Annotated in this window: 14 protein-coding genes; 5 read left to right on the top strand and 9 right to left on the bottom strand. The window is 75.3% G+C overall.

The window, feature by feature from the left end:
• Positions 1–6 precede the first annotated feature (6 nt).
• Positions 7–690, bottom strand: a complete 684-nt coding sequence (locus ACFU9E_RS03845) for a hypothetical protein (protein ID WP_380683472.1) — start codon at positions 688–690, stop codon at positions 7–9.
• A 590-nt stretch (positions 691–1280) separates the two neighbouring features.
• Here ACFU9E_RS03845 and ACFU9E_RS03840 point away from each other — a divergent pair.
• Positions 1281–3788 (top strand): helicase C-terminal domain-containing protein, encoded by a 2508-nt coding sequence (locus tag ACFU9E_RS03840; protein WP_380683473.1) that lies wholly within the window; start codon positions 1281–1283, stop codon positions 3786–3788.
• Between the two features lie 14 nt (positions 3789–3802).
• Here ACFU9E_RS03840 and ACFU9E_RS03835 read toward each other — a convergent pair whose 3' ends face one another.
• Positions 3803–4069 carry a hypothetical protein gene (locus tag ACFU9E_RS03835; RefSeq protein WP_380683474.1) on the bottom strand — a complete coding sequence of 89 codons (267 nt, stop codon included), beginning with the start codon at positions 4067–4069 and terminating at the stop codon, positions 3803–3805.
• A gap of 129 nt (positions 4070–4198) precedes the next feature.
• Between ACFU9E_RS03835 and ACFU9E_RS03830 the strand changes: the two genes are divergently transcribed.
• The 3 genes from ACFU9E_RS03830 (at position 4199) to ACFU9E_RS03820 (ending at position 8601) form a co-directional block, all read left to right on the top strand.
• A complete protein-coding gene (locus tag ACFU9E_RS03830) occupies positions 4199–4603 on the top strand; it encodes a hypothetical protein (protein WP_380683475.1) in 405 nt (134 codons plus the stop codon).
• 115 nt (positions 4604–4718) lie between these two features.
• The gene (locus ACFU9E_RS03825) at positions 4719–6356 is read left to right on the top strand and encodes a DNA repair helicase XPB (protein ID WP_380683476.1); all 1638 of its coding nucleotides are present in this window, start codon (positions 4719–4721) and stop codon (positions 6354–6356) included.
• Positions 6357–6549: 193 nt separating this feature from the next.
• Positions 6550–8601: a HelD family protein gene (locus ACFU9E_RS03820; RefSeq protein ID WP_380683477.1), complete on the top strand. Its 2052-nt coding sequence runs from the start codon at positions 6550–6552 to the stop codon at positions 8599–8601.
• A gap of 85 nt (positions 8602–8686) precedes the next feature.
• On the opposite strand, the gene ACFU9E_RS03815 is transcribed toward ACFU9E_RS03820, so the two are convergent.
• From ACFU9E_RS03815 to ACFU9E_RS03805, 3 genes are all read right to left on the bottom strand, one after another.
• The gene (locus tag ACFU9E_RS03815; RefSeq protein ID WP_380714749.1) at positions 8687–9373 is read right to left on the bottom strand and encodes a copper homeostasis protein CutC; all 687 of its coding nucleotides are present in this window, start codon (positions 9371–9373) and stop codon (positions 8687–8689) included.
• Between the two features lie 160 nt (positions 9374–9533).
• Complete coding sequence (locus tag ACFU9E_RS03810) at positions 9534–10529, bottom strand: hypothetical protein (protein ID WP_380687804.1); 996 nt, start codon at positions 10527–10529, stop codon at positions 9534–9536.
• A complete protein-coding gene (locus tag ACFU9E_RS03805; protein WP_380687802.1) occupies positions 10526–10930 on the bottom strand; it encodes a PadR family transcriptional regulator in 405 nt (134 codons plus the stop codon). Before ACFU9E_RS03805 ends, ACFU9E_RS03810 begins: the two co-directional genes overlap by 4 nt.
• 81 nt (positions 10931–11011) lie before the next feature.
• Here ACFU9E_RS03805 and ACFU9E_RS03800 point away from each other — a divergent pair, with 81 nt between their 5' ends.
• Positions 11012–11662, top strand: a complete 651-nt coding sequence (locus ACFU9E_RS03800) for a hypothetical protein (RefSeq protein ID WP_380687800.1) — start codon at positions 11012–11014, stop codon at positions 11660–11662.
• A 54-nt stretch (positions 11663–11716) separates the two neighbouring features.
• Here the strand turns inward: ACFU9E_RS03800 and ACFU9E_RS03795 are convergent, their stop codons facing one another.
• The 4 genes from ACFU9E_RS03795 to groL all read right to left on the bottom strand — a co-directional run bounded on the left by ACFU9E_RS03795 (position 11717) and on the right by groL (position 17458).
• Positions 11717–14479 (bottom strand): FtsX-like permease family protein, encoded by a 2763-nt coding sequence (locus ACFU9E_RS03795; protein WP_380687798.1) that lies wholly within the window; start codon positions 14477–14479, stop codon positions 11717–11719.
• Positions 14479–15225, bottom strand: a complete 747-nt coding sequence (locus tag ACFU9E_RS03790; RefSeq protein ID WP_380687796.1) for an ABC transporter ATP-binding protein — start codon at positions 15223–15225, stop codon at positions 14479–14481. Before ACFU9E_RS03790 ends, ACFU9E_RS03795 begins: the two co-directional genes overlap by 1 nt.
• 155 nt (positions 15226–15380) lie before the next feature.
• Positions 15381–15740, bottom strand: a complete 360-nt coding sequence (locus tag ACFU9E_RS03785; RefSeq protein ID WP_380687794.1) for a hypothetical protein — start codon at positions 15738–15740, stop codon at positions 15381–15383.
• 95 nt (positions 15741–15835) lie between these two features.
• A complete protein-coding gene (gene groL / locus ACFU9E_RS03780) occupies positions 15836–17458 on the bottom strand; it encodes a chaperonin GroEL (protein WP_344334086.1) in 1623 nt (540 codons plus the stop codon).
• Between the last annotated feature and the right edge of the window lie 266 nt (positions 17459–17724).

The raw sequence follows: 17724 nt of genomic DNA, 5'->3' as shown, positions 1-17724 counted from the left end.
GACCGCTCAGCCGCTGCGCCGGCGCAGCGACATCAGGAGCAGGAAGACCGCCGACAGCACGGCCGCCACCCGCAGCACGCCGGGCGCGGAGTCCCACACCACCTGGTTGACCTGCTCGCCGGGGTTCAGGGCGGTGCCCCAGCGGCCCTGGGCGCGGCCCCAGACGAAGAGCGAACTGCCGCTGATCGTCATCAGCGGGATCCCGAACACGGCCACCTTGCGGGTGAGGTCGGACAGGTGGCGGGAGAGGTAGCCGAGGGCCCAGCCGATCAGCATGGCGATCAGCTGTCCGGTGACGGCACCGCCGATCAGTACGGCGGCGGAGAGCAGCAGCAGCGGTGAGGGGCGGCGGACGGCGGACGCCCCGGCCTTGGCGGCGCCGTCCGGGGTCTCGGGGGCCGCGGGGGCGTCGGGGGCGGCTCCGGCCTTGGCCGCCCGGCCCTTGCGGCCCTTGGCCTTCTTCGCCCGGCCCTTCCCCTTCCCCTTCCCCTTCCCCTGGTCCGCCTCCCCCGGGACGTCGGCGCCGGGCGGCTCGGTCGCCGCGGTCCCGCCCGGCGCGGCGTCCTCGCCCGCCGGCCCGGGCCCGGTCTCCTCCTCGGGGGCGGTCCGCTGCTCGGGGATCGGCCGGTTGGACGCGACCGGGCCGTCGCCGAAGTCGATGCTCACGTAGTCCCAGTCGCCCGTGTTCACGGCGCGGTAGGCGGGTGGCAGCGCCTCGGGGTCGGCGGGGGCCGCCTCGCCCGGCTTCGCGATCCACGGCGAGCCGTCGCCCCGCCCGGACGGTGCCGATCGCGAAGGCCGCGAAGGCGTCGCGGACGTCGAAGGCCCCGACGGCCGCGAGGACCGTACGGGGGGCGGCAGGAACGCGCCGGGCGCTCCCTCCGGCGCGGAGGACGGCGCGGACGCCGGCGCGGGCGGTGCCCCGGCAGGGCGCGGCGGCACCGGGGGGCGCGGCGGCGCGGCGGGCTCCGGTTGCCGCGCGTACACGCTGTCCCCCTCACCACCCCCGCCCGGGCCCGCGGGCCCCGGGGCAGCCGGCGGCTCGCTCCAGGGCCCCTGCTTGCGCCACCACTCGCCGTCCGACATCGCACACCCCGCCCTGCCCGTACCGAACCGGACCCGACACGCGTCCGGACGCGGCGTCATCCCCGCCGACCGTGACGGTACCCACCCGCCGCCTGCCACGCGAGCCCCGGCGCCCCGGCGCGCCCCACCGCACCGGCCGCTCCGCCGACGCCGGGACCCTCCCACCCGGCCACCGCCCGACTAACCTAGGTCGAATGACCACACAGCAGGGCCACCAACGCCAGGCCAAGTCCGCCGCCGGCCCCCGCACCCTCGCCGAGGAGCTGCGCGCCCGCCCCGACGACGACCTCGCCGCCCTGCTCCGGTCCCGCCCCGACCTGCTCAACCCCGTGCCCGGCGACCTCACCCAGCTCACCGCCCGGCTCTCCTCCCGCGCCTCCGCGCTGCGCGCGCTGGAGCGGCTGGACCGGTTCACCCTCCAGGTCGCCGAGGCGCTCGCCGCCCTCCCCGACGGCACCCCGCCCGCCGCCGTCCGCACCCTGCTGGCCGGGCCGACCAAGGTGAAGCCGCACCCCGGCGCCACCCCGCTGAGCGCCGCCGACCGGTCCGCCGTCGCCGCCGCGCTCCCCCGTGCCCTGGCCACGCTGCGCGACCGCGCCCTGCTCTGGGGGCCGGACAACGGTCTGCGCCTGGTCATCGCCGCCCGCGAGGCGCTCGCCCCGACCGCCCAGAACCCCGGCCGCACCGGCCTCGGCCCGACCTTCGCCGAGGCCACCACCGGAATGTCGCCGGCCCGCCTCCAGCAGCTGCTCGCCGCCGCCGGACAGCCCGCGACGTCCGACCCGGTCACCGCCGTCGCCGCGTTCACCGCGCTGCTCACCGATCGCGCCCGCTGCGAGGAACTGCTCGCCACCGCCCCCGAGCCCGCCCTGCGGCTGCTCGACCGGCTGGTCTGGGGTCCGCCCACCGGCACCGTCCCCGACGCCACCCGCCCGGTCACCGCCGAGGACGCGCAGAGCCCGGTCGAGTGGCTGCTGGCCCGCGGCCTGCTGCTGCCCAGCAGCCCGGGCAGCGTCGTACTGCCCCGCGAACTCGCCCTCCACCTGCGCGGCGGCCGCTCGCACCGCACCGTCGAACCGGTCCAGCCCGAGCCGGCGCCCGCCACCGCGCCGCGCGACCCCAAGGTGGTGGACGCCGCCGCGGCCGGGCAGGCGCACACCGCGGTGCGGACCGTCGAGGAACTCCTCGACCTCTGGGGCCTCACCCCGCCGCCCACCCTGCGCGCCGGCGGCCTCGGTGTGCGCGACCTCAAGCGCACCGCCCAGGCCCTGGAGAGCACCGAGCCGGTCGCCGCGTTCTGGCTCGAACTCGCCTACACCGCGGGCCTGCTGGCCCCGGACGGCGAGGTCGACGAGCGCTGGGCGCCGACCCCGGGGTACGACGAGTGGCTGCGGCTGGACACCGCCGAGCGGTGGACCGTGCTCGCCCGCGCCTGGCTCGCCGCCACCCGCGTCGCGGCGCTCGCCGGCACCCCCGACGGCAAGGGCCGGCAGCGCGCCGCGCTCGGCCCGGAGCTGGACCGCACGCTCGCCCCGTCGGTGCGCCGCGCCGCCCTCGCCCTGCTCGCCGAACTCCCGCCCGGCACCCCGGCCGCCGCCGAGGACCTGCTGCCCACGCTGCGTTGGCAGCGCCCGCTGCGCGGCGGGCCGAGCGCCCCCGACGGCGGCGGCGACCTGCGCGACCAACTGGTCGCCTGGACCCTCGCCGAGGCCGAACTGCTCGGCGTCACCGGCCGCGGGGCGCTCGCCGCGCCCGCCCGCGCCCTGCTCACCGGCGAGCACGACCCGGCCGCCGTGCTCGCCCCGCTGCTGCCGCAGCCGCTCGACCACGTCATCCTGCAGCCGGACCTCACCGCGATCGCCCCCGGCCCGCTGCTCACCCCGCTCGCCCAGGCGCTCGCGCTCTGCGCCGACATCGAGTCCAAGGGCGGCGCGACCGTCTACCGGTTCACCCCCGGGTCGGTGCGCCGCGCCCTCGACGCCGGCCGCACCGCCGCCGACCTGCGGTCCTTCCTGGAGCAGCACTCCCGCACGCCCGTCCCGCAGCCACTCGCCTACCTGATCGACGACGTCGCCCGCCGGCACGGCCTGCTGCGGGTCGGCGCCGCCTCGTCCTACCTGCGCTGCGACGACCCGGCCCTGCTGAACGAGATCCTGGCCGACCGCCGCGCCGCCGACCTGCGGCTGCGGCTGCTCGCGCCCACCGTGCTGGCCGCCCAGGCGGCACCCGACGTGCTGCTCGCCGGCCTGCGCGCGATGGGGTACGCGCCGGCCGCCGAGTCCGCCGAGGGCGACGTGCTGGTCACCCGTCCGGACAGCCACCGCACCCCGCCGCGCGCGGCCCCGGTGCCCGTCCCGGACGGCCCGCCCGCGCCGGACGACACCCTGCTGGCCGCCGCCCTCAAGGCGATCCGGGCCGGGGACCGGGCCGCGACGGCCGCCCGGCGCGAGCCCACCGCCCCGGCCGGGCGCCAACTCCCGCGCACGGCCGCCGCCGAGACCCTCGCGGCGCTGCAGACCGCGGTCCTGCTCGGCGAGCAGATGTGGATCGGCTACCTCAACGCGGAGGGCCTCGCCAGCCAGCGGATCATCGACCCGGTCAAGGTCGAGGGCGGCTACGTCACCGCCTTCGACCACCACGACGGCGAACTGCGCACCTTCGCGCTGCACCGGATCACCGGCGTCGCCGAGCTCGACGAGTAGCGGGCCCCGGGCGCTCAGTGCCCCTGCTGCTTGGCGTCCTGCTCCGCCTGCTTCTCCTTCATCGCCTTCTCCGCCATGGCGGCGAGGTCGCCCTGCCCGACCGGCATCACGGAGGTGGCCCCGGTCAGGTCGGCGAGCAGGAACCCGGGCGAGGCCAGCAGCCCGCCCGGCCCCTCCCCGATGCCCGCGATCGCGTGCGCGGAGGTGGCGGTGGTGGCGGTCGCGGCGAAGGCCGTACCGACGAGGGCGAGGGCGGTGAGGACGCGCTTCGACTTGTTCATGCCCTCCCCAACGAGCCACCCCGCCGCCGGTCACCCCGCGCCACCCCCTCCGCACCGCCCGTACCGCCGGTTGACGCCCCGCCCCCACCGGCGTAGTCCGGAATGCGGGGGGTGACGAAAGGAGTCATCATGCTCGGCGATCTCATAGGCGACATGCAGGGCCGGATCATCGGCCGGCGCGTCCTCGACGCCGGGGAAGGCCACGTCGTCGTCGAGGTCTCGTTCGAGGGCAGCGGCAGCTACTACGGCACCGCCGTCACCGGCTTCGGCACCTACGAGTCCGAATTGCGCGCCGACGGCACCCTGCACGGCGAGGGCCAGGGCGTCGACATGACGGCCGACGGCCAGAGCGTCGTCTGGCACGGCAGCGGCATCGGCCACTTCACCGAGAGCGGCGGCACCAGTTGGCGCGGCTCCCTCTTCTTCCACACCGTCTCACCGGGGCTCGAACGCCTCAACCACGTCGTCGGCCTCTTCGAGTACGAGGCCGCCGCCGACGGCAAGTCCACCGCCACCTACCACGAGTGGAAGTAGCCGTCCCGAGCCGAGCGGTCCCGCCCACCCGGCCGGATGCGCGACACTGGAGGGTCGGCGTCCCGAAGGACCCGCAGACCCGACCTACCTGTCAGCCAGTGGAGGGCTCCCCCGCGTGAACGACGGACCGCTCATCGTCCAGAGCGACAAAACTCTTCTCCTGGAGATCGACCACCCCGGGGCTGGCGACTGCCGCCGGGCCATCGCGCCGTTCGCGGAGCTGGAGCGGGCGCCCGAGCACGTGCACACGTACCGGGTGACGCCGCTCGGGCTGTGGAACGCGCGGGCAGCGGGCCACGACGCCGAGCAGGTCGTGGACGCCCTGGTGACGTACTCGCGCTACCCGGTGCCGCACGCGCTGCTGGTCGACGTGGCCGACACGATGGCCCGGTACGGACGGCTGAAGCTGCTCAAGCACCCGACCCACGGCCTGGTGCTCACCACCACCGACCGGCCGGTGCTGGAGGAGGTGCTGCGCTCCAAGAAGATCGTCCCGCTGGTCGGCGCCCGGGTCGACCCGGACACCGTGGTGGTGCACCCGTCCGAGCGCGGCCAGATCAAGCAGGTGCTGCTGAAGCTCGGCTGGCCCGCCGAGGACTTCGCCGGCTACGTGGACGGCGAGGCGCACCCGATCGACCTGGAGGAGGACGGCTGGAGCCTGCGCCCCTACCAGGCACAGGCGGTGGAGGGGTTCTGGCACGGCGGCTCGGGCGTCGTCGTGCTGCCCTGCGGCGCCGGCAAGACGCTGGTCGGCGCGGCGGCGATGGCGCACGCCAAGTCGACCACGCTGATCCTGGTCACCAACACCGTCTCGGCCCGCCAGTGGAAGCACGAGCTGGTCAAGCGGACCTCGCTCACCGAGGACGAGATCGGCGAGTACAGCGGCACCCGGAAGGAGATCCGCCCGGTCACCATCGCGACCTACCAGGTGATGACCACCAAGCGGAAGGGCGTCTACGCCCACCTGGAGCTCTTCGACGCCCGCAACTGGGGCCTGGTCGTCTACGACGAGGTCCACCTGCTGCCGGCCCCGGTGTTCAAGTTCACCGCGGACCTCCAGGCCCGCCGCCGGCTCGGCCTGACCGCCACCCTGGTGCGCGAGGACGGCCGCGAGGGCGACGTGTTCAGCCTGATCGGCCCGAAGCGCTTCGACGCGCCGTGGAAGGAGATCGAGGCGCAGGGCTACATCGCGCCCGCCGACTGCTGCGAGGTCCGGGTCACCCTCACCGACTCCGAGCGGCTCGCCTACGCGACCGCGGAGCCCGAGGAGCGGTACCGCTTCTGCGCGACCACCGCGACCAAGCGCCGGGTGGTGGAGGCCCTGGTCAAGAAGCACGAGAAGGACCAGACGCTGATCATCGGCCAGTACATCGACCAGCTGGACGAGCTCGGCGAGGCCCTGGACGCCCCGGTGATCAAGGGCGAGACCAGCAACGCCCAGCGGGAGAAGCTGTTCGACGCCTTCCGCAACAAGGAGATCGGCGTCCTGGTCGTCTCCAAGGTCGCCAACTTCTCCATCGACCTGCCGGAGGCGACCGTCGCCATCCAGGTCTCCGGGACCTTCGGCTCCCGGCAGGAGGAGGCCCAGCGCCTCGGCCGGGTCCTGCGTCCCAAGGCGGACGGCCACGCCGCCCACTTCTACTCCGTGGTCGCCCGGGACACCGTCGACCAGGACTTCGCCGCCCACCGCCAGCGCTTCCTCGCCGAGCAGGGCTACGCCTACCGCATCATCGACGCGGACGACGTCCTGTAACCGCGGGGGCAGGGGTGGATCGGAGGGGCGGACGCGGCTAGGATCGTCCGTCTGCCCCCTCCCGAACCGTGGTACCTGCTGTAGTCGCGCAGGCAGCCGGGGGAGGTGCCGGCCGTTCGGCAACCGGCCGGTATCCACTGTGAGCTCCTACGATCCGCTGCGCCCGTCTCCGGGGCAGCCGGAAAGGTTCGCTGTGCCCGCCACCCCCACCACCGACCCCCTGCAGCGTGAACGCGACCACCTGGCCGCGTCCAGGGCCGCGCTGCGCGCGATGCGCGAGGACGTCGAGTCCCTGGACATCCGCGACGTCACCGGCACCTGGGTCACCGCCCTGGTGCTGCAGAACCAGATCGAGGCCAGGATCGCCGCCCTGGCCGACCTCTCGCACACCCCGCTGTTCTTCGGCCGGCTCGACTACCTGCACGCGATCAGCGAGGAGCTGAGCGAAGGGTCGGGCGGGGAGAGCTTCTACATCGGCCGCCGGCACGTGCACGACGCCGACGGCGACCCGATGGTGATCGACTGGCGCGCGCCGGTCTCCCAGCCGTTCTACCGGGCCAGCCGCACCGAGCCGCTGGACGTCGAGCGCCGCCGGCGCTTCGGCTACACCGGCGGCGAGCTCACCGCCTACGAGGACGAGCACCTCTCCGACCCCGCCGAGGACGACAGCGCCTCCGCCCTGCTGGCGGCCGAGATCGAGAAGCCGCGCGTCGGCCCGATGCGCGACATCGTGGCGACCATCCAGCCGGAGCAGGACGAGATCGTCCGCGCCGACATCTCCGGCACCCTCTGCGTGCAGGGCGCCCCCGGCACCGGGAAGACAGCCGTCGGCCTGCACCGCGTGGCGTACCTGCTGTACGCGCACCGCGAGCGGCTGGCCCGCACGGGCACCCTGGTGATCGGCCCGAACAACGCCTTCCTCTCCTACATCGAGCAGGTGCTGCCCGCGCTGGGCGAGTTGGACGTCGCGCAGGCCACCGTGCAGCAGCTGGTCGGGCACGTCGAGGTGCGCGGCGAGGACTCCCCCGAGGCGGCCCGGCTGAAGGGCGACGCCCGGATGGCGGAGGTGCTGCGCCGGGCGGTCCGCTCCGGCATCGCGCTGCCCACCGAGCCGTGCGTGGTGATCCGCGGATCCCGCCGCTGGCGCGTCCCGGTCCACGAACTGACCGGGATCATCGAGGAGTTGAAGAGACGGGAGATCCGCTACGGGGCGGCCGCGGAGGCACTGCCGCAGCGGATCGCGCACGCCGTGCTGCTGAAGATGGAGCAGGGCGGCGAGGCCCCGGACGACCGGGTGCAGGACGCGGTGGCCCGCAACACCGCCGTGAAGGCGGTGGTCAAGGCCTGCTGGCCGGCGGTCGACCCGGCCAAGCTGGTGCTGCGGCTGCTCTCCGACCCGGAGTTCCTGGCCGCCTGCGCGGAGGGCGTGCTGAGCGCCGAGGAGCAGGCGGCCGTGCGGTGGCCCAAGCCGGGCCGCTCGGTGAAGACCGCCCGCTGGACCGCCGCCGACGCCGTCCTCGTCGACGAGGCCACGGACCTGGTGCGGCGCACCGCCTCGCTCGGGCACGTGGTGCTGGACGAGGCGCAGGACCTCTCGCCGATGCAGTACCGCGCGGTCGGCCGCCGCTGCACCACCGGCTCGGCGACCGTGCTGGGCGACCTCGCCCAGGGCACCACCCCCTGGGCGACGGCGAGTTGGCCGGAGGCACTGCACCACCTGGGCAAGCCGGCCGCCCACATCGAGGAGCTGACCAAGGGCTTCCGGGTGCCGGAGGAGGTCATCGCGTACGCCTCCCGGCTGCTGCCGTCGATCGCCCCCGGACTGAACCCGGCCAGCTCGGTGCGCGAGGCGCCGGGATCCCTGATGATCCGTCACATTGCCGAGGAGGAGCGGACGGAGGCCGTGGTCGCGGCCTGCCGGCGGGCGCTGGAGCGGGAGGGGTCGACCGGTCTGATCGCGGCCGACGCGCGCGTCCCGGAGCTGGCGGAGGCGTTGACGCAGGCCGGGCTGGCGCACCTCGCGCCCGGCACCGAGACCAGTGCCGAGGCCCGGCTGACGCTCGTCCCGGCGTCCCTGGCGAAGGGCCTGGAGTACGACTACGTGGTGCTGGACGAGCCGGCCGCGGTGGTCGCGGGCGAGCCGGACGAGCGGACCGGGCTGCGTCGGCTGTACGTGGCGCTGACCCGTGCGGTCTCCGGCCTGGAGGTGCTGCACACCGAGCCGCTGCCGGAGCAGCTGGGCTGAACGGGCGGGGCCGGCCCGTCGTCACGGCGGGCCGGCCCCGGTACCCGACGGCCTTCAACCACCCGGCCCCGGCGCCCGACGGCCTTCAGCCGTCGATCATCCCGCGCCACTCGGCGACCTTGGCCGCGTCCACCGACGACTGCCAGCCGTCCACCCGGACCGCGCCGCCGACGTGGAACGCGTCGAACCCGGCGGCCCGGAGCTCCGGCAGGTGCTCGGCCCGCAGGCCGCCGCCGATCAGGATCCGCTGGGTGTGGCCGGGCTCGCCGGCCCGGGCCAGCTCGGCCAGCAGGACGTCCCGGCCGGCGTCCACCCCGCCGGCCGCGCCGGAGGTGAGGAAGGTGTCCAGCCCGGGAAGCGCGCCGACGGCGGCGCGGACGGCGGCCCGGTCGGCACTGTGGTCGATCGCCCGGTGGAAGGTCCAGCGGCAGCCGGCCACCGCCTCGGCGACGGCCTCGGTGGCGGCCAGGTCGACCCCGCCCTCGGCGTCGAGGAAGCCGAAGACGAACTCGTCGGCACCCTCGGCCCGGAGCGCGGCGGCGCGGGCGCGCAGCTCGTCCAGGTCGCCGGGCGCGAAGCCGTCCCGGATGCGGAGCATGACGCGCAGCGGCAGTTCGACGGCGGCGCGGATCCTGGCGAAGTCCTCGACCGACGGGGTGAGTCCGTCGGCGGCCATGTCGGTGACCAGTTCGAGCCGGTCGGCGCCGCCCGACTCGGCGGCCCGGGCGTCCTGGGGGGTCAGCGCGATGACTTCGAAAATTGGTCTAGACATATGAGACAGCCTGCCACATCGGTCCGCCCCCGGCGAGCCCCGTGCGGCCACTTGGCCGGACAACACGCGCCCCCGTTAAGCGCGCAGCGGCCGGACGACGGGGCCCACACCCCCGTCGTCCGGCCGCTCCGTGAGGCGGCGAGGCCCCGGTCGTCCCCGCTCAGGCGAGGCTCCGGACACCTCCCGTGCCCGCGCCCGTCCGCTGCCCGGCGCCGGCCCGGCGCAGCATCCAGCCGGCCGCCACCAGCCCGACCACCACCGCGACCGTCAGCGGAGCCATCCGCCACATGCCGCCGACCGACTGCCAGGTGCGGAAGACGTTGAAGCCGAAGGTCATCGGCAGCGCCGCGAGGCCGATCGCCGCCGGCGCCAGCCTGCCGCGCGCCGCGAAGAGCAGCGCGGCCGCCGGAACCACCAGCAGCGCCACCGCGGCGTCCCGGTCCAGCAGGCCGAAGGAGCTGTAGAACCCCTCCGCGGCCAGGATCAGACCGCCGCCGGCGGCGGCGGCCAGCACGGCGATCCGCCCGCGCGCGTCCGGCCGCCCACCCACCAGCTCCTGCGGAGCGAAGGCGAACATCAGACCGGCCAGCAGCAGCGGGGTCGACTCACCGGAGCTCAGGAGGAACCCCCAGAGCGAGAAGCCGTCCTGCACGGCCGCGAGCAGCACGCCCAGCGCGCCGACACCGGCCACGCCGAAGGCCGCGTACCGGGCCTCCCGCCGACGGCCGGCCAGGACGCCCGCGAGCAGCAGCAGCGGCAGCAGCGCCTGCCCGAGGAACCAGACGAAGGCCGGCACCTGGCCGATCCGCTCCGGCAGCGCCCACGCCGGGACCCAGGCCGGGTTCACCACCTGGTCGGCCGTGTAGGCCGCGCACAGCCCGGCGACCGCCCCCGCGACCAGCGGCGCGGCCAGCGCGAACAGCTGCCCGACGACGGAGGAGGCGGTCAGACCGGTGCGCATCCGCAGGCCGTACGCGCCCAGGTCGAACACCTCGCGGGCGGTGGCCAGCCGACCGGACCCGGCGGTGCTGTCGGCGAAGACCGCGGACAGTTCGTCACCGCGCTCGCGCCGGTAGCGGGCGGGGTAGAGCCGCAGCGCGGCGCGGAACGCCATCGGATCCGGCATCACGCCCGGGAGGCCGTGCGTCGTGGTCATGCGAACACCCCCATGGAGTCGGTGAATCCGAGGCCCGCGGCGCCGCCGACGGCCTTCCCGAGGGCCGGCCGGGCGGCGGGCCGAACGGCGGCGAGCCGGCGTTCGGCCTCCTGCGCGACGGAACGCAGCCGCTCCGCCTCGACGGTCAGCGCGCCCCGCCCGTCCTCGGTCAGGGCGTAGGTGCGCCTGGCCCGGCCGTCCACCACCTCTTCGGCGGCAACCTCGATCAGGCCCTGCTGGAGCAGCCGGTCGAGCGCGCCGTACAGGGTGCCGGTGCGCATCTTGACGCGGCCGCCCGAGATCGCGTCGATCTCCTGGATGAGCGCGTAGCCGTGCCGGGGGGCGTCGGCGAGTGCGGTCAGCAGGAGCAGTGTCGGCTCTTGCATCGCCCGTTCAGTCATGAAGCTACATATACCTTTCATCGACATATCACGTCCAGTGGAATCCTGTTCGTTCCCCGCCCGGCCCAGCAGAATGGCGCCATGCCCGACACCGAAGCCCCCGCGGACCTGCTCGCCGCCTGGACCGCCCTGCTCCACCGCTGCGGCGCCGACAGCGACCCCGGACCGGCCGGCCGGGAGCTGCTGCGCCGCTGGTCCGAGCCGCAGCGCCGGTACCACACCACCGACCACCTGCGGGCGGTGCTGGGCCACGTCGACGCGCTCGCCGGACACGCCGGCGACCCGGACGCCGTCCGGCTGGCCGCCTGGTTCCACGACGCCGTCTACCGTCCGGACCGCTCGGAGAACGAGGAGCGCAGCGCCGCCCTGGCCGTCCGGGCGCTCGACGGGGCCGGACTCCCGGCGGCCCGCGTCGCGGAGGTCGCCCGGCTGGTCCGGCTCACCGTCACCCACCACCCCGGGCCGGGCGACCGTGACGGCGAGGTGCTGTGCGACGCCGACCTCGCCGTGCTCGGCGGCCCGCCGCGGGCCTACGCGGCGTACGCGGCGGCCGTCCGGGAGGAGTACGCCTTCGTCCCCGAGCCGGACTTCCGCGCCGGGCGCGCGGCCGTGCTCCGGCAGTTGCTCGCGCTCCCCGCGCTGTACCGCACGCCCACCGCGCACGCCCGCTTCGACGCCCCCGCCCGGGCCAACCTCGCCGCCGAACTCGCCCGGTTGGAGGCCGCCGGCTGAGCGCACCCACCCGGCCGACGGCCCCGCAGCCGCCCGGCGTCACCCCGCCAGACGTCATCCCGCCCGGCGCGCCAGCGGCAGCCGCGAGCGGGTGAACGCGGCCGCGCCCAGCCCCGCCACCACCGGCAGCACCACCGTGATCATCACCAGCAGCCCCCACGGCGCGGTGAACGGGGCCGCCGGCTCACCGATCCGCCCGCTCGCGTGCGAGCGCAGCAGCGCCGCCGCGGGCACGAACCCGCTGACCGTGCCGATCGCCGCCCCGAGCCCCGTGATCAACGTGCTCTGCAGGCCGGCCTGCACCCGGTGGATCCGCGGCGGCGCGCCGACCGCGGCGAGCGTGGCCCGGTCGCCCAGGGAGTCGGCGGCGGCGAGACCGGTGGCCACGGCCGCGGCGCCCAGCACCACCACCACGGCGAACCCGGCGAGCGCGAGGCCGATCACGTCGTCCTTCGGCTGGAAGCCGCGCTCCACGTGCAGCGTCGCCCGCGGGACGACCTGGGCCAGATCGGCCTCCACGCGCTGCTGCACCCTGGCGGTGGGCGGGTGCGCGGGCCGCCACACCGAGCCGATCGACTCGGTGGACAGGCCGGTCCTGCGCACCGCCTCCGGGCTCATCAGCAGCCCCCCGTACCGGGCGGCGTCCGGGTTGTCGACCAGGAGCGCGTCGACCGCGATCTCCTTGGTGCCCGGCTGCGGCGTCTGCCCGGGCTGCACCGGGCCACCGCCGGCCGCGCCCATCATGGTGAGCACCGCCCGGCCGTCGTGCAGCCGGTCGCGGTCGAAGACGATCGCCCGGCCGGCGGCCAGGGCCTCCTCGACGGCCCGGTCGTTCACCCCGAACAGGTTGTGCAGCACCGTCGCGTCGCCGACCAGCGCGCGGCTCCCGGGGCCGGCGTCGTCGAACGGGCCGCCGGTGCCCTTGGCCCGCACCGCGCTGGAGCAGCCCTCGCAGAAGACGTACAGCATGCCGTGGACGTCGGCGCGCGCGCCCGCGTCCGGCAGGTCCCGCTCGACGGCGGCGCGCAGCCGCGGCAGCTGCGGGTCGTCCGGCTTCATCGGGGCCTCGACCACGACCGCCCCCATCGGGGCGGTCGGCCGGTAGGCGGCCCGGTCCTGGGCCTCGGTGCCGGCGGTGTAGACGCCGACGGCGACGGCTCCGGCGACGGCGGCCATCACCGCGGCCACGGCGGGCGCGGTGCGGCCGCGGTGGCGGGCCGAGTCGCGCAGGGCCAGCCGGGGGCCGAGCGGCAGCCGGGCGGCGAGCCGGCCGGACAGCGCGATCAGCAGCGGGGTGAAGAGCAGGAAGCCGATCTCCGCGGTGACCGCCCCGGCGAGCACGGTGAGCGCCTTCCTGGTGAGCCCGTGGAACACCGGCAGGCCGGTGGCGTCCTGGCCGCCGGCGCCGTAGAGCGCCAGGCCCGCGCCCGCGACGACCAGGACCAGGCCCAGCAGCGGGAGCCTGCGGCTCGGCGCGCCGACGCTGTCCCGGCCGGTGAGCCCGGCCACCACGTCGCGGCGCGCGGCCTGGACCGCGGGCACCACGGCGGCCAGCAGCGCGGTGATCACCCCCACGGCGGCGATGGCCAGCAGGTCGAGCGGCGCGATCGCGAAGTGTCCGAAGCGGCTGCCGCCGGCCTCCTCGGCCCAGGTCCGCAGCACGGCGACCAGGCCGACGCCCGCGACCAGGCCGGCGGCCGCCCCGACCGTCCCGAGCACCAGCCCGGAGCCGAGCACGACCGCGCGGACGTGGCCGCGGCCGCCGCCCGCGGCGCCGATCAGGGCGAGCTGCCGGCGCGCGCGCCGGGCGCCCACCGCGAAGGCCGGGCCGGCCAGCAGGGCGACCTCCAGCAGCGCCATCCCGGCCACCGTGGCCAGCACCACGACCCGCTTGTCCGCGTCCGGGAGCCTGAACAGATCGGGGTCGTAGGTGACGGCGGATGCGGGCGGCGGGTCGAGCGCCACGGCGCGCGAGGTCACCGTGAAGCCGTACCGGTTGAGCTTCCGGACGGCGGGCCAGTCCAGGGCGGCGCCGCCGGGCATCCGCACCAGCCAGCGCTCGGGGCGGGCCTCCTCCGCCCCGGCCGCGGTCAGCCCGGAGGAGGCGCCCGCGGCGGGCGGGGCCGCGGCGGCCAGCGGGGCGGTCAGCGCACCGGGCCGGGCCACCAGCTCGACCTTGTCGAGGTCCCCCGGGTACTCGACCACGCCGGTCAGCTTGAACGGCGCCGTGTCGAGGCCCTTGACCGTGGTGGAGTCACCGATCCGCAGTCCGGCCTCGGCGAGGAAGGCGCGGGTGACGGCCGCCTCGTGCGGCGCGCTCGGCGCCCTCCCCTCGACCAGGTCCAGCCGGCCCTGCCAGATCCGGTCGGTCAGGTCCGCCTCGGAGGTCGAGGTGGTGAACAGGCCCTCCCGGGTGGAGGTGCTGACCGCCGGCCCGGGAGTGGCCGGCAGCAGCAGCGCGCCCGCGGGCAGCAGCCCGGCGACCAGGCCGGTGGGGGAACCCGCCGCGGCGGCGGCCGCCACCGAGGCCGGATCGGTCCGGTCCTCCTGCAGCACCTGCACGCCGTCCTCGGCGAACGGCCCCTGGTCGACCGAGCGGCCCGGCCGGTGGGCGGTGATCAGGGCGTCCGCCCCGCCCATCAGCCGTTCGACCCGCTCGCCGGGGGTGAGCTGTCCACTGCGGTGGACGACGTCGGCACCGGCGACGCCGAGGACCGGAAGCGCGACCATGGCGGCCACCAGGACGCTGCGGCCCTTGGCGCGCAGGGCGTCGCGGCGGGCGATCCGCAGGGCGACGCGCAGGGCGGAGAGCTTCATCACCGGCCGCCGTTCCCGCCGGCGGGCAGCAGCCGCGCGGCCTGCCGTCCACCGGTCTCCTCGACCACCAGGCCGTCGCGCAGGACGACCACCCGGTCGGCCCAGACGGCGTGCCGGGCGTCGTGGGTGACCATCATGGCGGCGGCGCCCGCGTCGCAGCGCGCCCGCAGCACGCCCAGCACCGCCTCGCCGGTGGCGGAGTCGAGGGCGCCGGTGGGCTCGTCGGCCAGCACCAGCCGGCGGTCGCCGACCAGGGCGCGGGCGATGGCGACGCGCTGCTGCTGCCCGCCGGACAGCTGCTCGGGGAAGCGGTCGGCCAGCTCGGCGATGCCCAGCTCGCCCAGTGCGGCCCGGGCCTCGCCGCGGGCGGCCCGTCCGGGGACACCGTCCAGCTCCCGGGGCAGTGCGATGTTCTCGGCGGCGGTCAGCGCCGGGACGAGGTTGTAGTCCTGGAAGACGTAGCCGACCGAGCGGCGCCGGACGGCGGCCAGGCCGCTCCGGCTCAGCGCGCCGAGCTCGACGCCCTCGACCAGCACCTGTCCGCGGCTGGGCCGGTCCAGGCCGCCGGCCAGGGCGAGCAGGGTGGACTTTCCGGAGCCGGACGGCCCCATCACGGCGACGAACTCGCCCGGGCGGACGGCCAGGTCGACGCCGCGCAGCGCCCGCACCTCGGCCGCGCCCGCGCCGTGCACCCGGGTGACCGCGCGCAGTTCCAGGACGGGCCGGGTCGGATCTGGCTGGGACATGGGGCTCCCCCTCTCGGCCGTGGAGCTCTCGGCCGCAAAGATTCAGATGGACTGTATAAGTCGGTAGACTACATATGCCGTCCATCGGTTCCACCCGGCACGAAAAAGCCGCCGCCGCGCCCGGAGGCGCGACGGCGGCGAGGTGACGGACGGGGCTACGCCAGCTCCCCCACCGCCGCCACCACGGCACCGCGCTTGCCGCACACCCAGTGCGGGTCCGGCCCCAGCTCCGGCTCCACGCCCAGCGCGTGCGGGTCCCCGTCCGCCGCGCAGTCCGCGCAGAGCGGCCAGCGGCCGTGGGTCTCCAGCAGCGCGTCCTGGACGTCCTGGGCGACCAGGCCCAGCACGAACTCCGTGCCGTCCGGCCACTGCTCCAGCCACCACCGGCGGTGCGCCACGGCCTTCTCCACCAGCGACACCACGGCGGCGTCGGCGGCGTCCCGCGCGGTCAGGTCGGCCAGGATCAGCGCCCGCGCGGTGTGCAGCGCCGTCTCGATGTCGTCTGTCGTAGCCATCCGTCCAGTCTCCCAGGAAGGTCCGGGAACGCCGCACGGGCGGCTCCCCGAGGGGAACCGCCCGTGCGAGCGAGGAACCGTCCGATCCGTGCGGATCAGAAGTCCATGTCACCGCCCGGCATGCCGCCGCCGGCGGCCGCGGCGGCCTTCTCCGGCTTGTCGGCGATGACGGCCTCGGTGGTGAGGAAGAGCGCCGCGATGGAGGCGGCGTTCTGCAGCGCGGAGCGGGTGACCTTGGCCGGGTCGATGATGCCCTCGGCGACCAGGTCGACGTACTCGTTGGTGGCGGCGTTCAGGCCGTGACCGGCGGGGAGGTTGCGCACCTTCTCCACCACGACGCCACCCTCCAGGCCGGCGTTGGTCGCGATCTGCTTGATCGGGGCCTCCAGCGCGACCTTGACGATGTTGGCACCGGTGGCCTCGTCGCCGTCCAGCTCCAGCTTGTCGAAGGCGACACCGGCCTGCAGCAGGGCGACGCCACCACCGGCGACGATGCCCTCCTCGACGGCGGCCTTGGCGTTGCGGACGGCGTCCTCGATGCGGTGCTTGCGCTCCTTGAGCTCCACCTCGGTGGCCGCGCCGGCCTTGATGACGGCCACGCCGCCGGCCAGCTTGGCGAGGCGCTCCTGGAGCTTCTCGCGGTCGTAGTCCGAGTCGCTGTTCTCGATCTCGGCGCGGATCTGGTTCACCCGGCCCGCGACCTGCTCGCTGTCGCCGCCACCGTCGACGATGGTGGTCTCGTCCTTGGTGATGACCACCTTGCGGGCGGTGCCCAGCAGGTCGACGCCCGCGTTCTCCAGCTTCAGGCCGACCTCCTCGGAGATCACGGTGCCGCCGGTGAGGATGGCGATGTCCTGGAGCATGGCCTTGCGGCGGTCGCCGAAGCCCGGGGCCTTGACGGCGACGGACTTGAAGGTGCCGCGGATCTTGTTCACGACCAGGGTCGACAGGGCCTCGCCCTCGACGTCCTCGGCGATGATGACGAGCGGCTTGCCGCTCTGCATGACCTTCTCCAGCAGCGGCAGCAGGTCCTTGACCGAGCCGATCTTGGAGTTGGCGATCAGGATGTACGGGTCCTCGAACGAGGTCTCCATACGCTCCAGGTCGGTGGCGAAGTACGCCGAGATGTAGCCCTTGTCGAAGCGCATGCCCTCGGTGAGCTCCAGCTCCAGACCGAAGGTGTTGCTCTCCTCGACGGTGATAACGCCTTCCTTGCCGACCTTGTCCATGGCCTCGGCGATCAGCTCGCCGATCTGGGTGTCGGCGGCGGAGATGGAGGCGGTGGAGGCGATCTGCTCCTTGGTCTCCACGTCCTTGGCCTGGGCCAGCAGCTGGTCGGAGACGGCCGCGACGGCCTTCTCGATGCCGCGCTTCAGGGCCATCGGGTTGGCGCCGGCGGCGACGTTGCGCAGACCCTCGCGGACGAGCGCCTGGGCCAGCACGGTGGCGGTGGTGGTGCCGTCACCCGCGACGTCGTCGGTCTTCTTGGCGACCTCCTTGACGAGCTCCGCACCGATCTTCTCGTACGGGTCCTCGAGCTCGATCTCCTTGGCGATGGAGACACCGTCGTTGGTGATGGTGGGGGCGCCCCACTTCTTCTCCAGAACGACGTTGCGACCCTTGGGGCCGAGCGTGACCTTCACGGCGTCGGCGAGCTGGTTCATGCCACGCTCAAGGCCGCGGCGAGCTTCCTCATCAAAGGCGATGATCTTGGCCATCTGAAGTGGTCCTCCGGGACACGGTCGACTGCTCGGACCAAGGGGTGCCCGCGACGGACGGCCCTGGTGTGCGGGGGTCCATTCCCCTACCGCTCCCGGGGGCCTCACCGACCCGGTCCGCTTATCACTCTCAAGCTCTGAGTGCTAACGCCAATGATTAGCACTCTGGGTGGGCGAGTGCAAGCCCAATCGACGATCCGCGAGCCGCGCGGACATGACGGCGGGCCCGTGCGACATGCGTCGCACGGGCCCGCCGTGAAGCAAGA

The sequence above is a fragment of the Kitasatospora sp. NPDC057595 genome, assembly GCF_042800875.1.
In the GTDB taxonomy this organism is placed as follows: Bacteria; Actinomycetota; Actinomycetes; order Streptomycetales; family Streptomycetaceae; genus Kitasatospora.
Note: the sequence above shows the minus strand (reverse complement) of the source record. Positions and strands in the feature narration are given on the sequence as shown.